The sequence below is a fragment of the Streptomyces sp. YKOK-I1 genome, from assembly GCF_054660435.1.
Map to the genome: position 1 here is coordinate 5028590 of NZ_BAAGDR010000001.1, position 17668 is coordinate 5046257.

24 protein-coding genes are annotated in these 17668 nt (G+C 71.6%); all 24 read left to right on the forward strand.

Annotated elements, in window-relative coordinates; all coding sequences use genetic code 11:
• Window positions 1-9: 9 nt before the first annotated feature.
• The 24 genes from ACYQ8Q_RS22155 to ACYQ8Q_RS22270 all read left to right on the forward strand — a co-directional run bounded on the left by ACYQ8Q_RS22155 (window position 10) and on the right by ACYQ8Q_RS22270 (window position 17664).
• Window positions 10-489, forward strand: coding sequence for a hypothetical protein (locus ACYQ8Q_RS22155; RefSeq protein WP_460067330.1), 480 nt, complete (start codon window positions 10-12; stop codon window positions 487-489).
• Complete coding sequence (locus ACYQ8Q_RS22160; protein ID WP_460067333.1) at window positions 486-716, forward strand: hypothetical protein; 231 nt, start codon at window positions 486-488, stop codon at window positions 714-716. Before ACYQ8Q_RS22155 ends, ACYQ8Q_RS22160 begins: the two co-directional genes overlap by 4 nt.
• Window positions 713-3556, forward strand: coding sequence for a DUF927 domain-containing protein (locus ACYQ8Q_RS22165; protein ID WP_460067335.1), 2844 nt, complete (start codon window positions 713-715; stop codon window positions 3554-3556). Before ACYQ8Q_RS22160 ends, ACYQ8Q_RS22165 begins: the two co-directional genes overlap by 4 nt.
• A gap of 326 nt (window positions 3557-3882) precedes the next feature.
• A complete protein-coding gene (locus tag ACYQ8Q_RS22170) occupies window positions 3883-5490 on the forward strand; it encodes a DEAD/DEAH box helicase (RefSeq protein ID WP_460067337.1) in 1608 nt (535 codons plus the stop codon).
• A gap of 59 nt (window positions 5491-5549) precedes the next feature.
• Window positions 5550-6836, forward strand: a complete 1287-nt coding sequence (locus ACYQ8Q_RS22175) for a DNA cytosine methyltransferase (RefSeq protein WP_460067339.1) — start codon at window positions 5550-5552, stop codon at window positions 6834-6836.
• Between the two features lie 68 nt (window positions 6837-6904).
• Window positions 6905-7144, forward strand: a complete 240-nt coding sequence (locus tag ACYQ8Q_RS22180) for a hypothetical protein (protein WP_460067340.1) — start codon at window positions 6905-6907, stop codon at window positions 7142-7144.
• Window positions 7144-7332: a hypothetical protein gene (locus ACYQ8Q_RS22185; protein ID WP_460067342.1), complete on the forward strand. Its 189-nt coding sequence runs from the start codon at window positions 7144-7146 to the stop codon at window positions 7330-7332. Before ACYQ8Q_RS22180 ends, ACYQ8Q_RS22185 begins: the two co-directional genes overlap by 1 nt.
• A complete protein-coding gene (locus ACYQ8Q_RS22190; RefSeq protein WP_460067344.1) occupies window positions 7329-7676 on the forward strand; it encodes a hypothetical protein in 348 nt (115 codons plus the stop codon). Before ACYQ8Q_RS22185 ends, ACYQ8Q_RS22190 begins: the two co-directional genes overlap by 4 nt.
• Complete coding sequence (locus ACYQ8Q_RS22195) at window positions 7673-7939, forward strand: hypothetical protein (protein ID WP_460067345.1); 267 nt, start codon at window positions 7673-7675, stop codon at window positions 7937-7939. The genes ACYQ8Q_RS22190 and ACYQ8Q_RS22195 overlap by 4 nt, the downstream gene beginning before the upstream one ends.
• Complete coding sequence (locus ACYQ8Q_RS22200; RefSeq protein WP_460067347.1) at window positions 7936-8598, forward strand: hypothetical protein; 663 nt, start codon at window positions 7936-7938, stop codon at window positions 8596-8598. Before ACYQ8Q_RS22195 ends, ACYQ8Q_RS22200 begins: the two co-directional genes overlap by 4 nt.
• A 365-nt stretch (window positions 8599-8963) precedes the next feature.
• Window positions 8964-9524 (forward strand): hypothetical protein, encoded by a 561-nt coding sequence (locus tag ACYQ8Q_RS22205; RefSeq protein ID WP_460067349.1) that lies wholly within the window; start codon window positions 8964-8966, stop codon window positions 9522-9524.
• Window positions 9521-9736: a hypothetical protein gene (locus tag ACYQ8Q_RS22210; RefSeq protein ID WP_460067351.1), complete on the forward strand. Its 216-nt coding sequence runs from the start codon at window positions 9521-9523 to the stop codon at window positions 9734-9736. The genes ACYQ8Q_RS22205 and ACYQ8Q_RS22210 overlap by 4 nt, the downstream gene beginning before the upstream one ends.
• Window positions 9733-10851, forward strand: coding sequence for a hypothetical protein (locus ACYQ8Q_RS22215; protein WP_460067352.1), 1119 nt, complete (start codon window positions 9733-9735; stop codon window positions 10849-10851). The genes ACYQ8Q_RS22210 and ACYQ8Q_RS22215 overlap by 4 nt, the downstream gene beginning before the upstream one ends.
• Complete coding sequence (locus ACYQ8Q_RS22220; protein ID WP_460067354.1) at window positions 10848-11024, forward strand: hypothetical protein; 177 nt, start codon at window positions 10848-10850, stop codon at window positions 11022-11024. The genes ACYQ8Q_RS22215 and ACYQ8Q_RS22220 overlap by 4 nt, the downstream gene beginning before the upstream one ends.
• Window positions 11021-11326 (forward strand): hypothetical protein, encoded by a 306-nt coding sequence (locus tag ACYQ8Q_RS22225; RefSeq protein ID WP_460067356.1) that lies wholly within the window; start codon window positions 11021-11023, stop codon window positions 11324-11326. Before ACYQ8Q_RS22220 ends, ACYQ8Q_RS22225 begins: the two co-directional genes overlap by 4 nt.
• A gap of 96 nt (window positions 11327-11422) precedes the next feature.
• The gene (locus ACYQ8Q_RS22230; protein WP_460067357.1) at window positions 11423-11596 is read left to right on the forward strand and encodes a hypothetical protein; all 174 of its coding nucleotides are present in this window, start codon (window positions 11423-11425) and stop codon (window positions 11594-11596) included.
• Entirely contained in the window at window positions 11593-11778 is a 186-nt protein-coding gene (locus tag ACYQ8Q_RS22235; RefSeq protein WP_460067358.1) for a hypothetical protein, read from the forward strand. The genes ACYQ8Q_RS22230 and ACYQ8Q_RS22235 overlap by 4 nt, the downstream gene beginning before the upstream one ends.
• 83 nt (window positions 11779-11861) lie before the next feature.
• Complete coding sequence (locus tag ACYQ8Q_RS22240; protein WP_460067359.1) at window positions 11862-13958, forward strand: FtsK/SpoIIIE domain-containing protein; 2097 nt, start codon at window positions 11862-11864, stop codon at window positions 13956-13958.
• A gap of 187 nt (window positions 13959-14145) precedes the next feature.
• Window positions 14146-14346: a hypothetical protein gene (locus ACYQ8Q_RS22245; RefSeq protein ID WP_460067361.1), complete on the forward strand. Its 201-nt coding sequence runs from the start codon at window positions 14146-14148 to the stop codon at window positions 14344-14346.
• Window positions 14347-14615: 269 nt separating this feature from the next.
• Window positions 14616-15032 (forward strand): hypothetical protein, encoded by a 417-nt coding sequence (locus ACYQ8Q_RS22250; RefSeq protein WP_460067363.1) that lies wholly within the window; start codon window positions 14616-14618, stop codon window positions 15030-15032.
• Between the two features lie 66 nt (window positions 15033-15098).
• Window positions 15099-15392: an HNH endonuclease gene (locus tag ACYQ8Q_RS22255; protein ID WP_460067364.1), complete on the forward strand. Its 294-nt coding sequence runs from the start codon at window positions 15099-15101 to the stop codon at window positions 15390-15392.
• Window positions 15393-15404: 12 nt separating this feature from the next.
• Window positions 15405-15695, forward strand: coding sequence for a hypothetical protein (locus tag ACYQ8Q_RS22260; RefSeq protein ID WP_460067366.1), 291 nt, complete (start codon window positions 15405-15407; stop codon window positions 15693-15695).
• 156 nt (window positions 15696-15851) lie between these two features.
• Window positions 15852-16145: a hypothetical protein gene (locus ACYQ8Q_RS22265; RefSeq protein WP_460067368.1), complete on the forward strand. Its 294-nt coding sequence runs from the start codon at window positions 15852-15854 to the stop codon at window positions 16143-16145.
• Window positions 16108-17664 carry a terminase large subunit domain-containing protein gene (locus ACYQ8Q_RS22270; protein WP_460067369.1) on the forward strand — a complete coding sequence of 519 codons (1557 nt, stop codon included), beginning with the start codon at window positions 16108-16110 and terminating at the stop codon, window positions 17662-17664. Before ACYQ8Q_RS22265 ends, ACYQ8Q_RS22270 begins: the two co-directional genes overlap by 38 nt.
• Window positions 17665-17668: the final 4 nt, after the last annotated feature.

Sequence of the window (17668 nt, forward strand, 5' to 3'; positions counted from 1 at the left end):
GGTCCGCTCATGCCTGAGCTTCCCACGGCCGCCGAGCCGTCCACCACGCCCGAGGTAGCCCGCGTGCTCGCCGAGATCGAGGCCGCCAAGCTGGGCGCCAGCGACGACGTCGCTGACTGTCTCACCACCATCGGCGACCTGATCAGGACCACCGGCACACCGAAGGCCCTCGACTGGGTGAAGGACTTCCTCATCCGCGAGGAGCTGCGGGTGTTCGCCGAGCGGCACCGCGTCACGCTGCACGAGTCGCGGGCCACCAACGAGGAGCAGCTGGACCGGGCTGTCGTCATCTGGACCGTCGGCGGCGACGGGATGGCCATCATCCCTGCCGGACAGGCTCCGGCCGCCACGCTCCTTCACCTGCGCGAGGAAGTCGCGCAGCGCGACGAGGACCTGAAGCGGGCCATCGACTTCCAGGCGTCCGTCGCGGCCGGGCACGTCGAGAGCCTGGCCGACTGGGACGCGCGCACCGCCCAGGCGGGTCAGTGACGGCGACCAGCGCGCGGGCCCGGGACACCCCGGGCCGGGCGCCTGCCCGTCCGCAGATCGAGGGCCTGCTGGTCATCGACGCGAAGAACACCCGCGCTCACTACGAGTGCTACCGCCTTGGGTGCCCCAAGCCCCGCGAGGTCCCGATCCAGCCGTCCGCCATCAGGGCGTTCATCGGCGGGATCAAGGCCCGGCACCTGCGCCAGTACCACGGGGAGAACCGTTGACCGACTCACAGACCCCAGACCTCCGGGCGGCTGCCCGCGAGCTGCACGACGCTGGCCTGTGCGTCCTGCCCATCAAGGCCGACGGCAGCAAGGCGCCGGACGTCCGCAGCTGGACCCCGTACAAGCTCGACCGCTCGACCCCCGCCGAACACGACCAGTGGTTCGGCGGCGACCGACCCCACGGCATCGCAATCGTCTACGGCTCCGTGTCCGGGGCGGTGGAGATGCTGGAGTTCGAGGGCTTGGCCGTCCGCGAGGGCATGCTGAACGCCGCAACCGAGATCATGGAGGCGTCCGGCCTCGGCGAGCCGTGGGCGGCCGTACTCAGCGGCTGGGCCACCGAGTCACCGTCCGGTGGCAGGCACTACCGCGTCCGCGTCGAAGGCGCCGACGTGCCGGGCAACACCAAGTTGGCCAGTCGCCTCGCTCGCGAGGACGAGTACACCGCCGAGGAGCGGCAGCGTCTCCGGGAGAAGCCGGGCGCGCGCATCGTCCGCGTCCTGATCGAGACCCGGGGCGAGGGCGGGTACGGCCTGGTGGAGCCGTCCGGCGGCACGGTGCACGCCTCTGGCCGGCCGTATGTCCGGCTGGAGGGCGGCCCGGCCACCATCCCCGTCCTGGACGCGGACACCATGGCCGCGATTCGCGATGTCTGCCGCATGCTGGACCAGCTGCCCCGGCCAGAGGCTCCGAAGTCCACTGCACCTCGCCCCGCACCGCCCCGGCCGGACGGAAGCCTGCGGCCGGGCGACGACTTCGAGGCCCGCGCCACCTGGGCGGACATCCTCCAGGGAATCTTCCGCCCCCTCACCACCCGCGGCAGCGAGACCTACTGGGGCTGGGCCGACGGCGTCGGCGGGGTGAAGGCCACCACGGGCAAGGACGAGCACGACAGGCTCTTTGTCTTCGCGACCGGATCGGACTTCGCCCCCGAGGTGCCGTACAGCAAGTTCGGCGCGTACGCCGTACTCCAGCACAACGGCGACCACAAGGCCGCTGCGAAGGAGCTGGCCCGCCAGGGCTACGGAAGCCGGCACCTCGCTGCGGTCGGGCCCCGCCCTGCCGCTGCTCCCCCGGCGCCCGAGCCCTCCGTGGACGAGCAACAGGACGCTCCCCCCGCAGCCGCCGAGGACGAGCGCGACCCCGAAGGGTTCGACTACGCCGAGGCGTTCGACCTCCCGGCCACCGTGCGCACGCCCTACGACTACCGGGTCACTGGCCGGGGTGTCGAGGTGCTCAGCACCAGCGGCGAGAACTGGATCAGGGTGACGTTCGCCCCGCTGGTCGTCACCGCCACCTTCGAGGACCCCGAGGGAGACCAGTACGTCGAGCTGTCGTGGATCGACCGCAGCCTGGGCAGGCCGCGCCGGATCTCCCGGATCGTCTCCCGCGAGACGGCGAAGCGCGGGCGCAAGCTGATCGAGACTCTCGGCAGCGCAGGCCTGCCCGCGGTCGAGGGCGACGCACGCGCCGTCGAGAAGTGGCTGGCCGAGTTCGAGGCACGCAACGTCGGCCGCATCCCCTCCGAGCAGCTGGCCCGCTGGCTCGGTTGGCAGGACGACGGCACGTTCGTCTCCTCGCCCGAGGACGGCATCAAGGTCGACGTCCCGTTCGAGGAGCAGCGTGGCCCGGCCCGCGCGCACGCCAGGAAAGGCACGCTCGACGGCTGGCGGGACACCGTCGCCCAGCTCGCCGCCTACCCGGTGCCGCGCGTCGCCATCGCGGCCGCGCTGGCCGCGCCCCTGCTCAAGCCGCTCGGCCTGAACAGCTTCACGTTGGATATCTCCAGCCGCTCCACGAAGGGCAAGACGACCGCGCTCCAGTGCGCGCTCAGCGTGTGGGCCGACCCGTCAGAGCACGCCTCCGCGATGAGCAACTGGAGGACCACGCTCTACGCGATCGAGAAGCGGCTGAACCTGGTGCGCGGCATCGTCACGATCTTCGACGAGACGATGGCCGTCACGGACGACACCCTCATCGACGAGGTGCTTTACCAGCTCCCGATGAACCACGGGAAGGCCCGGTCCGGCGGGGCGTTCGGCAACATGCTGCCCTGGGAGACCATCCTCCTGTCCTCCGGCGAACGTCCCGCTCTCTCCTTCACGACCAGCCAGGGCGCTGCGGCCCGCATCCTCGGTACGACGATCGCCCCATTCGGCGACGGCGGCGGCCCTACGGCGGCGGCGGCCCGGGAGGGCGTGCTCGCCAACCACGGTCACGCCGGTCCCGAGTTCATCCGCTACATCCTCAGCGGCCTCGCCCAGCCGAACGGCCGGGAGAAGCTGAAGGAGCATCACCGCACGCTGGTGGACGAGTTCCGCGGCGGCGGAGACATGACGAACCGGCGCGCGCCGATGGTCGCGGTCCTGGTCCTCGCCGAGACCCTGGCCTGCCGTACCGGGCTGCTGCCGTACGAGCCGCTGCCGCACGATGTGTGGCGGGGCCTGTTCACCGCTCACAACCCGACCGACAACCGGCCTGAGATGGCGCTGGACGTCCTCCGGGAGTACGTGGCCGGCCACGCACACGAGCTGTACAGCGCCGCCCGGGCCGCCATCAACGAGCGGCCGCCGTACTCCGGTTGGATCGGCGCCCTGTCGGGTGACGGCAGCACGCGGAAGGTCGCCCTGCTGCCGGAACGGGTCCGCAAGATCCTCGCCGAGGCTGGCTACTCCCTCGACGCCGTCGTGGGCAGCTGGGTCGACGCCGGATACCTCGAGACCCTCAAGAGCCAGCGACCGCCGCACCTGGTGCCCAAGCGGTTCGACGGCGCCCGGGCGAAGTGCCTCGTTTTCACCCCCGAGGGCATCGGCTTCGGCGATGACGAGGCAGCGGCATGAAGGCCGTGATGCGGGTGGTACGCACGATGTGCGTACCACCCGGCCGCCCCGCTTTCCGCAGGTCAGAGGCGTACACGGGCCCCATTCAGGGGCGGTACGCAGTCGCCCGGAAATGGCACCCCTCGGGCATGGGCGCGTGTGCGCGTGCGTGCGTGCGGGTGCGCACACGTGGACCCCTGTCTGTTTCTGCGTACCTGCGTACCACTCCCTCTAGAGAGAGACATAAGAGCAGCTCACAGGCACTTTCGCCCCGGTACGCAGCCGGTACGCAGCCGGTACGCAGCGCGTACCGCCCCTTCCCCCACTCCATCGAATCGAGGTGACCCATGTCTTTCACCCCCCGCCCCTATCAGGTCGACGCCATCGAGGCGCTCCGCCAGGGCTGGACCACGGGCCGGAACCGCCTCGCCGTCGTCCTCCCCACCGGCGCCGGCAAGACCGTGGTGTTCTCCCACCTGGCCCACCAGATGCTCGACAGCCTCAACGGCCGCCGCGCGCTCGTCATCGCCCACCGCGAGGAACTCATCGAGCAGGCCGCCGCCAAGCTCCTCGCCGTCGACCCGATGCTGCGCGTCGGCATCGTCAAGGCGGCCCGCGACGACCACCACGACGCCGACGTGATCGTGGCCAGCGTCCAGACCCTGGCCGTGAAGAAGCGCCGCGAGGCCATCCGCGACATCGGCCTGATCATCGTGGACGAGTGCCACCACGCGGCCGCCCGCACCTACATGGAGGTGCTCCAGCACTTCGGCGCCTGGGACGGCGTGCCCACGGCAGGCTTCACCGCGACCATGACCCGCACCGACGGCGGCCTGGCCGAGGTCTGGGAGGACGTCGTCTTCCGCCTCGACATCCTCGACATGATCAGCGACGGCTACCTGTGCGACGTCCGCGGCAAGGCCATCACCGTCGACACCCTCGACCTCAACAAGGTGAAGACCAGGGGCGGCGACCTCGTCGAGGGCCAGCTGGGCCAGGCGCTGGAGGACTCCGGGGCGCTGGACGCCATTGCCAAGGCCTACCTGGAGCACGCGGCCGACCGGCCGGGCGTCGTCTTCACGCCGACCGTCGCGACCGCCCAGGCCGCCGCCGCCTCGCTGCGCGCGGTCGGGATCAGCGCGGCCCCGGTCTGGGGTGACATGGGCCGCGACGAGCGCCGCGCCACGCTGGCCCAGTACGTGGCCGGTGAGGTCCAGGTGCTGACCAACTGCATGGTCCTCACCGAGGGGTTCGACGCGCCGCACACCAGCTGCATCGTGGTCGCCCGTCCGACCAAGTCGCCCGGCCTGTATGTGCAGATGGTCGGCCGCGGCCTGCGCCCGGCTCCCGGGAAGACGGACGCGCTGCTGCTCGACGTCATGGGGTCTGCGACCCGCCACAAGCTCGCCAGCATGGTCGACCTCACCGAGCGGGATATCGGCGAGCAGGAGAGCGGCAAGAGCCTGCGGGAGACCGCCGAGGAGCACGTGGCCGCCGAGAAGCGCCGGGTCCTGGCCGCGCAGATCCAGGCCGAGGAGATCAACCTGTTCGGCGGATCGTCCATCTGCTGGCTGCGGACCCCGGCCGGCACCTGGTTCATCCGGGTGTCCAACACGATGACGCTCTTCCTCCAGCGCGACCCCGGGACCCGGCTGTACCGGATGCGCCGCTGGACGGCGGAGGACGGAGTGCGGCCGCCGCGCGAGGACACGGCCCGCCCGCTGGGTGAGGCCCTGGCCTGGCTGGAGCAGCAGGCCCGTGTGCTGGCGCCGGGTGCGTTTGTCGACCGCCGGGCCCGCTGGCGGGCGGGCAAGCCCAGCCCGAAGCAGATGGGGCTGTGCCGCCGCCGGGGCATCGCCGTGCCCCGGCAGGCTTCGGCCGGCGAGGTCGCCGACCTGATCGACACCGAGCACGTGACGTCGGTCCTCGACGTCCTGCTGACTCCTGCTGCCTGACGGCCCGGGCCTGTCGGAATCAGGCCCGGACCTCCACCCATCACACCACGGAGGACCAGATGCCAGCTTTCCGCTACGACTGCGGGTTCAGCGTCACCGACTTGTTCTGCGGTCTCGGCGGCGCCAGCCAGGGGCTAATCGAAGCCGGGTTCTGGCTGCGCCTCGGCATGAACCACGACCCCATCCAGGTCGCCGCCCACCGTGCGAACCACCCGGATGCTGAGCACCTGTGCGAGGACATCAACGCCTTCGACAAGCGCAGCCTGCCCCGCACCCGCATCCTGTGGGGCTCCCCGATCTGCACCGAGATCAGCCCCGCCGGCGGCCGGAAGCGGACCCGCGGGCAGATCGCGCTACTCGATCAGGACGGCCAGCCGATCGAGGGCGACCCGCAGCCTGAGTTCCAACGCACCCGCGCGACCGCGCTGGACATCATCGCGGCCACCGAGGTGCACCGGTACGACGTCGTCCTGTGCGAGAACGTCCCGGAGTTCTTCCTCGACTGGGAGCTGTTCGACTGGTGGCTCGGCGGCTTCCGCATCCTCGGCTACAACCACCAGATCGTCTGTGCCAGCAGCGCGCACCTCGGGGACGGTGACAACGACCTGGCGCCGCAGCACCGCAACCGCGGGTACGTCGTGTTCACCCGCGAGGGCATCCCGCTCCCCAACCTTGAGGTACGCCCCGCCGCCGACTGCCCGACGTGCGGGCCGGTCCGGGCCATGCAGGTCTGGCGTAACCCCCGCCGCCGCAAGATGGGCAGCTGGGGCGTGCAGTACGACTACCGCTGCCCGACCCGGGCCTGCGGTCTGATCCTGGACCCGACGACCCGGCCGATCGGCGACGTCATCGACTGGTCGGCCCCTGGCCGCCGGATCGGCGACGGCCGCCCGGACCGGAAGAAGTTCACCCCGTACGCCGTGTCGACGCGCGAGCGGGTCGCCGCTGGCCTTGCCCGGTTCGGGCACGAACCGCACGTCACCATGCTGCGCCGCAACACCACCGCGGTCAGCGTCAGCGGACCGGTACCCGCGGTCTCGGCGCAGGGCAAGCACCACGCACTGATCGTCCCCAACGGTCGCAAGGGTGCCGTCCGCACGACGGACGAGCCGCTGACGACGGTGGCCTGCAAGCCGCACCACAGCCTGGTCCGCCCGGCACCGGAAGTCGACGACTGCACGCTGCGGATGCTGTCACCGCGCGAGCTGGCCTCGGCGCAGCGCTTTCCCGCGGATTACATCCTCCCGGACGCCAGCCAAGAGGCGCAGATCCTCGGCATCGGCAATGCCGTGTCGGTGAACGCCGCGCGCTGGCTTGGCGAGCGCGTTCTCGCCGTCCTGGCCTGACAGCAGACCGGCCGCCCCGCAGTCGAGTTGCGGGGCGGCCTCCCACCCATCACACCACGGAGGACCTCATGGCTGACTTCACGTCCGAGACCGTCACGCGCACGATCCGCCGCTGGGTCGTCCCCGCCGCCGAACCCTGGGGCGCGGCGGCTGCCGAGATCGGCAAGGCGTGGGCGGCCGCTGAGCGGGCGTACCGGGAGCACTTCGAGATCCCCGACGAGCGCCCGCTGCACGACGACGCGCTGCGCTTTCACGTCCGGGACGAGGAGATCGTCATCGAGTTCGCGACCGAGGCGAGGAACTCGTGATGGCCCGCCCGCGCTGCGCCAGTGGCCACTTCATCCCCGCCACCGCCCAGCCCGGCGGCCCCTGCCACTGCGCCCCTTCCCCACGCCGACGCGCCCGCGTGCGCGACCACAGAGATCTGTGGGGCCAGGGCCGCCGCATCAACCACCGCCGCATGACCACCGTCCAACTCGCCGGGAGCTACCTGTGACCCTCACCGACCGAGTCCTGCGCTGGCTCTACCTCGCCGCCGGCGCCTTCACCGCCCACTGCGCCAGCATCAGCGCCGAGGCCGGCGACCTCCGGTACGCCCTCGGCCTCGGCATCGTCACCGTGCTGTTCGTCGCCGCGGAGGTCCGCGAGTACCTCGCCGCTGACGGGCGCCGGGCCGCCAAGGTGCGGGCCGAGCGCGTCGCCCGGCTCCGGGACCGGGCCGAGCAGGACCGCATCCGCCAGGCCGCCGACGCCCTCGGACACACCTGCTGCGAAGTGTGGTGGACGTCCTGCGGCACCCGCCACACCCGCACCTGCAAGAACCAGCGGAGGCCCGTATGACCGCGAAGCGCCACACCGCCGACAGCATCACCGACGACGCCCTGGACGAGCTGTACGCCAACGCGTCGAAGGGCTGGCGCCGCGGCGACGAGTGGAAGGAACGGGCGGTCGCCGCCGCGGCCGCCGTCGCCCGCCTCACCGCCTGGTGCGACGAGCTCGACGCCCTCGCCCGGCGGAACGCCAAGGACCAGACGATCGTGCACCCCGTGGCCGCCAACATCCGCGCCAAGCTCGCCGCCCCCGAGGAGACCAGCACACCGTGAACGACTGCGGACTGTGCGAGCAGCAGCTGGGGCACGGCCACCTGTGCCCTGGCTGCACCCTCGCCACCCTCAACCGCCTCGAACGCATGCCGAAGCTGTGGGCAGACCTCGCCGAGTTCCTCGCGCCTGGCAGCGGCGCCCCGCAGTACGGGCGCGTCCGGCCCGTCGAGGCTCCGCTGCCCGTCGTCGAGGACGTCCTCAGCCTCCGGGCCCAAGGCGGCATCCTCGGCGTCCTGGAGGACTGGTACAGCGCCATGCGCCTCGACCGCGGCTGGGCCCGCCCGCTCCGGCGCCGGCCGAAGGGCGACGGCGTCGGGGCCCGGGTCGAGGCCGCCGCCCAGGCGCTCGTGCTGAACCTGGAGTGGATGGCCGAGTACTGGCCGACCGCCGGTCAGTTCGCCCTGGAGATGCGGCAGCTGGAGGCCGAGGTGCTGTCCATCGTCGACCCCCGGGACCCGGACACCGTGGGCCGCCGCTACGGGTACTGCGTCGCCCTCAACCAGGGCGGCGAGGTGTGCGGGGCAGTGCTGCGGATGTACCCGGGTGAGACGGCGATGACGTGCCGCTGGTGCCAGTACGTCTACCAGCCGGCCGACTTCCTTCGGCTGCTCGCGCTCCAGCCCGACACGGGCGCGGAACCCGCCGAACCCGTTGCCTAGAACCCTAGGGTTCGGGTAGTCTGATCTGCGTGCCAACCACCAATTGGCGCGAACGAGTTGATGCCGAGGACCGAGAACAGACACGACTGCTGGCCCTGATCTCAGCCAGCGCCGGACGAAGAGCGGCAGCGCTCGAAGACGGCGTACGCGAGTTGGGGAGCAAGAGCGCGGTCGCTGCGGTCCTCGGTGTCAGCCCGAGCGCAGTCCGAAGATCCATCCGCGAGCACGGGACCGGGACCCTACCCCCGACCGGCAGCTCCCCGACCACAACCGAATAGGCCCGGAAAGCGGGCAGTCCCCAGCTAAGCCGACCCTACCGGCCGCCGGGGACCACCACCTGATCACGAGAGAGATGGACCCTCCTCATGACCCAGCGGAACCTTATCGCCCCCGACCAGGGGGCCGCCGCGCGCGTCGCTACGCTGCACCAGCTCGCCCGCGAGGACTACGCGAAGGGCCAGCGCGAGCGCGCGGAGCACGTGGCCCTGAGCGCCACCCGCCTCGCCGACCCGTCGCTCACCAGCCCGTCGGAGCCGAGCGACCTCGAGGTTGCCATCCGCGTCGGCCAGCAGCTGCTCGACAGCAACCAGATCCTCTCCGTCCGCGAGGCCCTCCGCCTGCTCCTGCGCGCCCTCGGCGCCGAGCCCGCGGCCAAGCCGACCCCGACACCGCCCCTCAGGCGGTGCCCGGCCGCCCACCGCGACGACCCCACCCCGTGCGCTGGCCCGGTCGCCGTCATGGTCCTCGACGCGGGCAACGCAGGCGCCCGCAGTTGCGAGCACCACGGTGCCCGGCTCCTCGCCAGCCTCAACGGGGGCCGCGTCTACGCCCTCCCCGACGCCCCCGACGGCGCCGCCATCCGCGTCTTCAAGGCCGCCGCCACCACCCGCCCCTACGCCTGGGTCGAGCGGGGTGAGGGCCAGTGACGTCCTACACGCCGCTTCACAGCGCCGACGAAGAGCCCCCGTTCCCGGCCTCCCTCGACGGCGAGCTGAAGCTCACCCGCCAGTACCTCGACCAGGTCGCCGCCTCCAACATCCACGACCACACCGCGATGGTGAAAGCCGCGGTTGGCCTCAACTACCGGCTGCGCGCTCTCGCCGCCGCCCTGGACGCCGAGCGGGGTGGCAAGCGGTGACCACCCGCGAACTCACCAACGGGCAGGCCGTCGTCCTCGGCGCGGCCGCGCTCGCCACGACCGTCATCGGCGGCATCGGCGCCGCAGGCACCTACAGCAACGCCGTCACCGAGTTCCACCGGCAGGCCACCGCCGCTGGCGTCGTCGCCGCGGGCGAGGGCCTCACCCTGATCCTCGCGCTCACCATGCTTGGCCTCACCATGCTCAACCAGGCCGCCCCGGCCTGGGTGCGCATCGGCCTGTGGCTGGCCCCGGTCGGTGCCAGTCTCACCGGCCTGGCCATCGCCGACAGCCCCCGCGAGCGTGTCGTCTACGCCGTCACCCCGCTCGCCATGTCCGGCGCCGCCGAAGGCCTCGGCCTGATCGCGCGCCGCGTCGTCATCTACCGCACCGGCCGCGACGCCGAAGCCGACCGCCGCAACGCCTCCGTCGTCCAGCGGCTCGCGTACCAGCAGGCGCTCGCCGCCGGGCACCCCGACGAAGAAGTCCAGCAGGCCGCGACCCGGAAGGCCTGGAAGCTCGCTGGCCACGTCGGTGTCGGCGACCCCCAGCTCGGCGAGGACCTCGTCGACGTGTCCCGCGCCAAGCTGACCGCAGGCGCCGGCCACGCCCTCGACCGCATGCTCGCGCTCCCCGCAACGACCCCCAGACCCGTTGCGCCCGCCCGCCGGACCGCGTCCGCGACCGAGGTCCTGCGTGCCAACTTCGCCACCATGGACCCCTCCGACGCCATCCGCTTCGCCGCCCAAGGCCGCCCTGATGCGGACGCCGTCGAGCTGGCCGACATCCTCGGCACCTACGGCCTCGCCGTCGACCCTGTCGCGGTCGCTCTGGTCCTCGGCCAGCAGCCCTCCGAGTACACCGTCGACAGACCTGATGCAGGTGTTGCGCCGCAGTTCAGAGAGCTGCCCGCACTCAACTTGCAGGGCGCTGTCGAAGAGGCCGCAACCGCCCTGGGGCCGGACGCAGTCGCCCGCGATATCGCCGGGCACCTGGAGCGCACCCGGCGCCTGATCGTCCCCGAGAACCACATCCGGGCCGCTCTCTCCCGCGCCGCCGCGAAGAAGTCCGAGCCGGAAGAGCCGGCCAAGCCGATGGAGGGCGGATACGCATGATGCGCATCATCTTCGGGGCCATCCTCGGCGTCCTCGTCGCCTACCCGACGCTGTTCGTCTTCCTCCTGTCCGTCGTCGCCGCGCTCATCTCGCAGCCCGTCATGCTCGCGTTCGCCGCCGGCGTCCTGCTGTGGCCGCGCATCAGCCGCCGTATCAGGGGGTGGGCGCAGTGAGCGACCCGCTCGCCAAGGCCGAGGCCGCCGCCGTGGAGGCCGCCGAGAACACGGACGTCGTCCGGATCGTGGCCGCCGTCCTCGCCGCCCAGCAGATCGCCCAGCAGCAGGCCCCGGCCCCCGCGCCCGCCCCGGCCTCGCCGTTCGACGCCCGCAAGTGGCTGACCATCGGCGGCCTCGGCATCGCGGGCGGCCTGGTCGCCTCCCTGTTCGCCGTCGCCGTAGCGATCGGCGCCGTGTCCGTGGCGATCCTCGCCCTGGTCCTGCGCGCCATGTGGCGCGACTTCCAGAAGGGCCGCTGACCTGCCCTTCCGTCCTCCGCCAGGCGTTTCATCTGAAACACCTGCGGGGGTGCGGTGGGGCCGGACAGTCCGACCCCAGACCGAGAGGAGCCCACCGTGGCGAACGACTTCATCGAGGCCAAGGCCGCCCAGGCGCTGGCCGCCATGGCCGCCGGAGACCCGCAGGGCGTCGGCCACGCCCTCGCCGAGGCCATCAGCGAGAACGACGCCCCGTTCGAGCAGACCGTCCAGGCCATGACCGACGCCGTCAACCGCCAGAAGGGCAAGTGACCATGCCCAAGCGCGACATCACCTGGGACGACCTCAACGGCGCCGAGAAGCGGGCCGTCCTACGCGCTGACCTGCGCGGCAGCTGGCAGATGCTCCGCGGCGCCAGCGGCACCCCGCGCGTCGACAAGCGCGTCGAGGCCATCTACGACAAGGCGCGCAAGCGCATCGCCGACGGCAAGTAGCTCCACCCCGGGGACGACCACGGCTTGGCGGTCAGGCCGTCCCCGGGCCCGGAACGCCCATCAGAACGACCGGAGAGATCAGCATGACGGACAACGTCGTACAGCTCCACAAGACCCCGCCGACCATCGACACCGACACCCTCACCGAGACCATCATCGACGTCGTCGCCAACGCCGAACCCCGGCCCGTCGACCCGCCCACCCCGGCCTCGGAGCCCGGCACCTGGATCGCTGAAGCGCAGGCCTACCTCGCCGACGCCCCGCCCGTCGTACCCCCGGCCCTGCGCCGCTGGGACGCCTTCACCAACGCCGTCCGCTGGACCGCGTCGTACTACGCGCACGTCACCGGCTTCCACACCCTCCGCGCGCCCGTCTACCTCGCCCGCCTGCTGCTCCGCTCTCCGCGCGGCACCGGCCGGCTGATCGTCCGCTGGGGTAAGTGGGTCGCCGACACCGAGGCACGCCCCGTCGAGGCCAAGGCCGCCGCGTCCGCGGACGTCGAAGCGTGGCTCGCCCTCTCGCGCGAGCACTCCCGCCGTGTCCGCCCCCGCCGCGTCGCCTCCCTCGCCGTCGCCACCACCACGGGCATCACCAGCCTGATCAGCGTCTTCCTCGTGCCCGGCTGGAGCCTCACCGCCGCTGTCGGCGCCGCCGCCCTCACGGGCCTGGCTGGGAAGAAGCACGGACGGCCGCTGATCACCCGGTACGTGGCCACCAACGTGATGCGCCGCCTCGACTCCACCGAGGTGTTCGACGCGCTCGCCGCCATCGGCATCGAGGGCAAGAAGGGCCGCAAGGGCGTGGAGTTCGCCTCCGAGGTCATGCGCGACGGCCCCGGCTGGCGCGCCGAGGTCGACCTGCCTCCGGGCATCGAGGCCACCGCCGTCCTGGAGAAGCGTGCCGCGCTCGCCGCCGCCATGCGACGGCCCATCAGCACGGTGTGGCCGGAGGCCGACCGCACCGCCCACCCCGGCCGGCTCGTCCTGTGGGTCGCTCAGCGCGACCCCGCCAAGGCCGGCCGCAAGCTGTGGCCGCTCATGAAGGACGGCCAGGCCGACGTCTACGAGCCCCTGCCGTTCGGGTTCGACCCGCGGGGCAACCTTGTCGAGATCACCCTCATGTACTCGAACCTGCTGGTCGGGGGCATCCCCGGCTCCGGCAAGACGTCGTGCGCGCTCGCCATCGTCCTCGGTGTCGCCCTCGACCCGACCGCCGAACTGTGGATCTACGAGCTGAAGGGGTCCGGGGACCTCGACTCGGTCAAGCCCATCTGCCACCGGTACGTGTCCGGCGACGAGGACGAGGACCTGGAGGCCGCCCTCGGCGGCATGCGGTCCGGGATCGCCGAGTACCAACGCCGTGCCGCGTTCGTGCGCTCCCTGCCCGCCTCCGAGGTCCCCGAGGGCCGCAAGGTCACCCGCGCGCTCGCCGAGAAGTACCCCGAGCAGGACCTGGGCCCGCGCGTCATCGTCATCGACGAGGTGCAGGAGCTGTTCACCCACGCCGAGTACAAGGAGGAGGCCGCCGCCCTGGCCACCCGCCTGATCAAGAAGGCCCGGGCCTACGGCATCATCCTCATCCTGCTCACCCAGAACCCCGACGCCCCGTCCCTGCCCACCTCCGTCTCCTCCTCGGTCGGCACCCGCCTGTGCCTCGCCGTCATGGACTGGCGGGCCAACAACAACGTCCTGGGTACCGGCGCCTACGACCGCGGCATGCGCGCCACCGACATCAGCGTCGACGAGCAGGGAACCGGCATCCTCGCCCGCGGCCGCGAAGGCATCACCGTCCGCGCCGCGTTCATCAAGCAGACCGAGGCCGAGGACATCGCCGCCCGCGCGCTCGCCCTGCGCACCGCCGCCGGCACCCTGTCCGGGCAGTCCGTCGGCGCGTCCGTCGAGGAGCAGGACGTCGAGACGGTCGTCGACCACCTGCGCGCCATCTGGCCCGACGGCGTGGAGTCGGTGCACTCCCACCGCCTCGTCGAGGCCCTCGCCGCCTACCGGGCCGACCTGTACAAGCCGTGGACCGAGATGGACGCCGCCGGATCCTCCACCGCGCTGAGTGCTGCCCTGAAGCCCTTCAAGGTGTCCACCCGGCAGCTCACCATCCGGGAGTGCTGCGGGGGCGCCAAGGGGCTCCGCTGGGCCGACATTCCGGCCGCCGAGGACGGCGAGTAGAGGCCATCAGACCGGTTTCGGATCAAGCCGATGGTTTCACCTTGATCCGAAACCGGTTTCGCCCCCGATATCGGCCCCCACCTGCACAGTTTCGGGTTTCGGGGCTAGCCGCGAGGGGCCGTATCCGCCCCGGAACCAGCCCCGCAGAGTGGGCCGCCGGGCGACACCGTTGCCGCATCATGGAGGCATGGAGTCGCAGATCCTTCGCCCCGGCTACCTCACCGCCCACCAGACCGCCCGCACCCTCGGCGTCGACCTCGCCACCGTCCGCCAACTCGTCCACCGCGGCCAGCTGAAGCGCGCTGGCGGCAGCGCCCGCCAACCCTGGTACGCCGTCGCCGAGGTCACCGCCTACGCCGCGAAGCGCGCCGCCGTCAAGGTCGCTTGACCTGCTGGTCAGCACGGTGTCACGATCTCCGTGTACAGCCATGCCCGCATACGGGCACCACAGACACACGACGAAGCCCCTCGGTGACCTGAACCCGAGGGGCTTTGTCGTGCAAGCACGGCGGCGCGGAAGACGGGTTGCACCGTCCGCGTGCAGGAAGGGCGCCTGCCCGCGCCGCCGCCCCCACGTCACAACACGGACACACCGTCACCTGCAGCACTCCGCGTCGCGCATGATGCACCCTCAGTCACACGGACCCAAGGGGGACCATGCGCACCCGCATCATGGCGGCCGCCATCACCGCCGCGCTCACCATCGCCCTCGCCGGATGCAGCAGCGACAAAGGCGAAGCCGCAGACGTCACCACGCCGAAGGCCCCGGCAACCCACACGCCCGACCCCGGCTACAGCGAGGCCATGAAGGCCGCCGGCATCCCGCCCGAGCCCACCGGCGCCAAGCGCACCGCGCTCCTCAGCGCCCTCGCCAGAGTGAACCCGGACATCGTCAACTACGAGGGCAAGGCCATCGACGCCGCCCGCAACCAGTGCTCGTCCATCAACCGCGGTGCCCTGCGCCTGGACCAGTCCGCAGCAACCCGCTTCACCTACAAGGACGTCACGACCACCGAGGCCCAGGGCAAGCAGATCAACCAGGCCCTGAAGGACAGCGGCTTCTGCAAGGTCTGACCCGCGACGCCCACTGGCCCGGCCGCGCCCCGCGAGGCCGGGCCGCGCCACGTCCAGGAGGTGAGCGTGGCCACCGACCGCGGCGAACTCACCAGCTACGCCTACCGCCAGCTGCGCGCCCGCATCCTGCGCGAGTCCGACGTCTGCATCGTCTGCGGCCACGGCGCATCCGACGCCGTCGACCACATCCACGCCGCCAGCAAGGGCGGCGCCCGCCTCGACCCCGACAACCTCGCCCCCATCCACGGCGTGAACGGCTGCCCCACCTGCCTCCGCAAGTGCAACTCGGAGAAGGGCGACCGGCCGCTCGCCGACGTCGTGCAGCTGCACACCTCGGTCGACTGGTTCGCCGGACCGTAGAGAGGAGAGCACGTGGCCATCACTCGCGAGCAGGCCGAGGCCATCGAGGAAGCGCAGCGCCGCGCGCAAGGACTGGGCTGGGCGACAGGCCACCGGCTCACCATCCACAACCAGATCGAGTCCAGGCCAGGGCCCGTCCAGGACGACGGCACCTCATGGCTGGAGAACCGTTCGGTCGGCATGGTGCACCTGCTGTGCAACTGCGGCTACAGCTCAGGGTGGATCCCTCGCGACCAGATGCCCGGCCCCGACCAGCTGAAGGCAGAGCACGGCGTGCCCTTCGAGGCCCTCATCATCTGGTGAAGGCAGGCAAGGCAAACGTGCAGGTCAAAGTCGTGATTCCGAGATGATCGATCCGATCGAGCTGGGATCTCCCAAGATTTTTTAGAAATCGGACATATCGCAACCCCGCGCCCAGCTTTTATTTTTCTCCCCCCGGGCCGATGACCCTGGATGATCATGGAAGGGGGCGTCATGGGCCCCGTCGAGGAGGCCGTGCGCAGCGACGTCGAGCAGCTCGGCGACCTGGCCGGCGTCGAGCCGTCGCTGTCCGAGCTGGCGTTCACGCTGGCCCGCTCGATCGACACCGTGGCGAGCGGCGAGTGCCAGACCTGCGGGGAGGCGGTGACCGACGCCGGCGACAAACTGCTGCCCCAGTTGACCCGCGAGCTCCGGCAGACGCTCGCCACGCTGCTGGAGGGGCGGGCCGCTGACGATGACGACGACCTCGGAGACCTGGGCTCCCCCGACTGAGTTCGCCGAGGACCTCTACGAGCGGTACGGACTGACCTGCCCTCCCCGGTGGGGGACCCCCCGGCATCCGGACCGGCCGTCGCTCGGGCCGAAGCTGTGGAAGGTCATGACCAAGCTCGGCGCCCCGCCGATGCCCTGGCAGCGCTACGTCAGTGACGTGGCCCTGGAGCTGGACCCGGACACCGGCCGGTTCGCGCACCGGGAGGTCGGTCTCTCCGTCTCCCGGCAGCAGGGCAAGACCGAGCTGACCCTGGGCGCCCAGGTCCACCGTGCGATGGCGTGGCCGCGGCAGAACATCGTCTACGCGGCGCAGACCCGGGGCATGGCGAGGCAGCGCTGGGAAGACGAGTTCTGGGAGAAGATCAGCGGCTCCGACCTGGCCCGGTACGCGCGCATCCGGAAGAGCAACGGCAACGAGGCGATCCTCTTCCCCGGCAAGCGCTCGCGCATGGGCATCACCGCGAACACGGAGAAGGCCGGCCACGGGCCGCCGCTCGACCTGGGCTTCATCGACGAGGCGTTCGCGCACGAGGACGACCGCCTTGAGCAGGCGTTCTCTCCGGCGATGCTGACCCGGGCCATGGCACAGCTGTGGTGGGCGTCCGCCGGCGGGACGACCAAGAGCGTGTGGCTGAACAAGAAGCGCGAGAACGGCCGGGCTCTGATCGAGGCGCTGTTCGCGGCGCTCGCCGAGGACCCGTTCGCGGCCCGGCCGCGCTCGGCGTACTTCGAGTGGTACGCGCCGGAGGACATGGACCGGTCGGACCCGGCGACGTGGCGGGCGACGCTGCCCGCGCTGGGGTACACGGTGACCGAGGAGATCATCGCCGCCGAGCTGGAGAAGATGGACCCGGCCGAGTTCGACCGGGCCTACCTCAACCGGACGCGGAAGCCGACCCCTCCGTCCGACCCGAACGTGCCGAAGGCGAAGTGGCCCGGCCTGGTCGATGCAGCCAGCAAGGCGAACACCGACGTGGCTCTGGCCATCGACGTGTCGCAGGACCGCAAGCACGCGGCGATTGGAGCGGCCTGCCGGCTGCCGGACGGCAAGGTGCACCTTGAGGTCGTCGCGCACCGCGCCGGTACCGACTGGCTCGTCCCGGCCGCCGTGCGGCTGGCCGCGCTGTGGAAGCCGGTGGCCGTGGCGGTCGCCGCCGGGTCACCGGCCGCCTCGCTCATCGACGACCTGGTGGCCGCGGGCATCGACGTGCCGAAGGACAAGGCGGAGCCGGAGCGCGGGGACCTGGCCGTGATGCGGTCGGGCGACATCACCGAGGCCTGCGGGCAGCTGGCCGACGCCATGAACCAGGGCACCGTCAAGCACATCGACCAGGTGCCGCTCACCGCCGCGGTGAACGGGGCGAGGACCCGGCGGCAAGGGGACGCCTGGACGCTGGACCGGACGAACAGCCTGGTCGACATCAGCCCGCTCGCCGCCACGACCTTCGCCCGGTGGGCGCTGGTCATCCGGGGCCCGCACGTGCTGGACGACTACGACCCACTCGACTCGATCTACTGAAGGA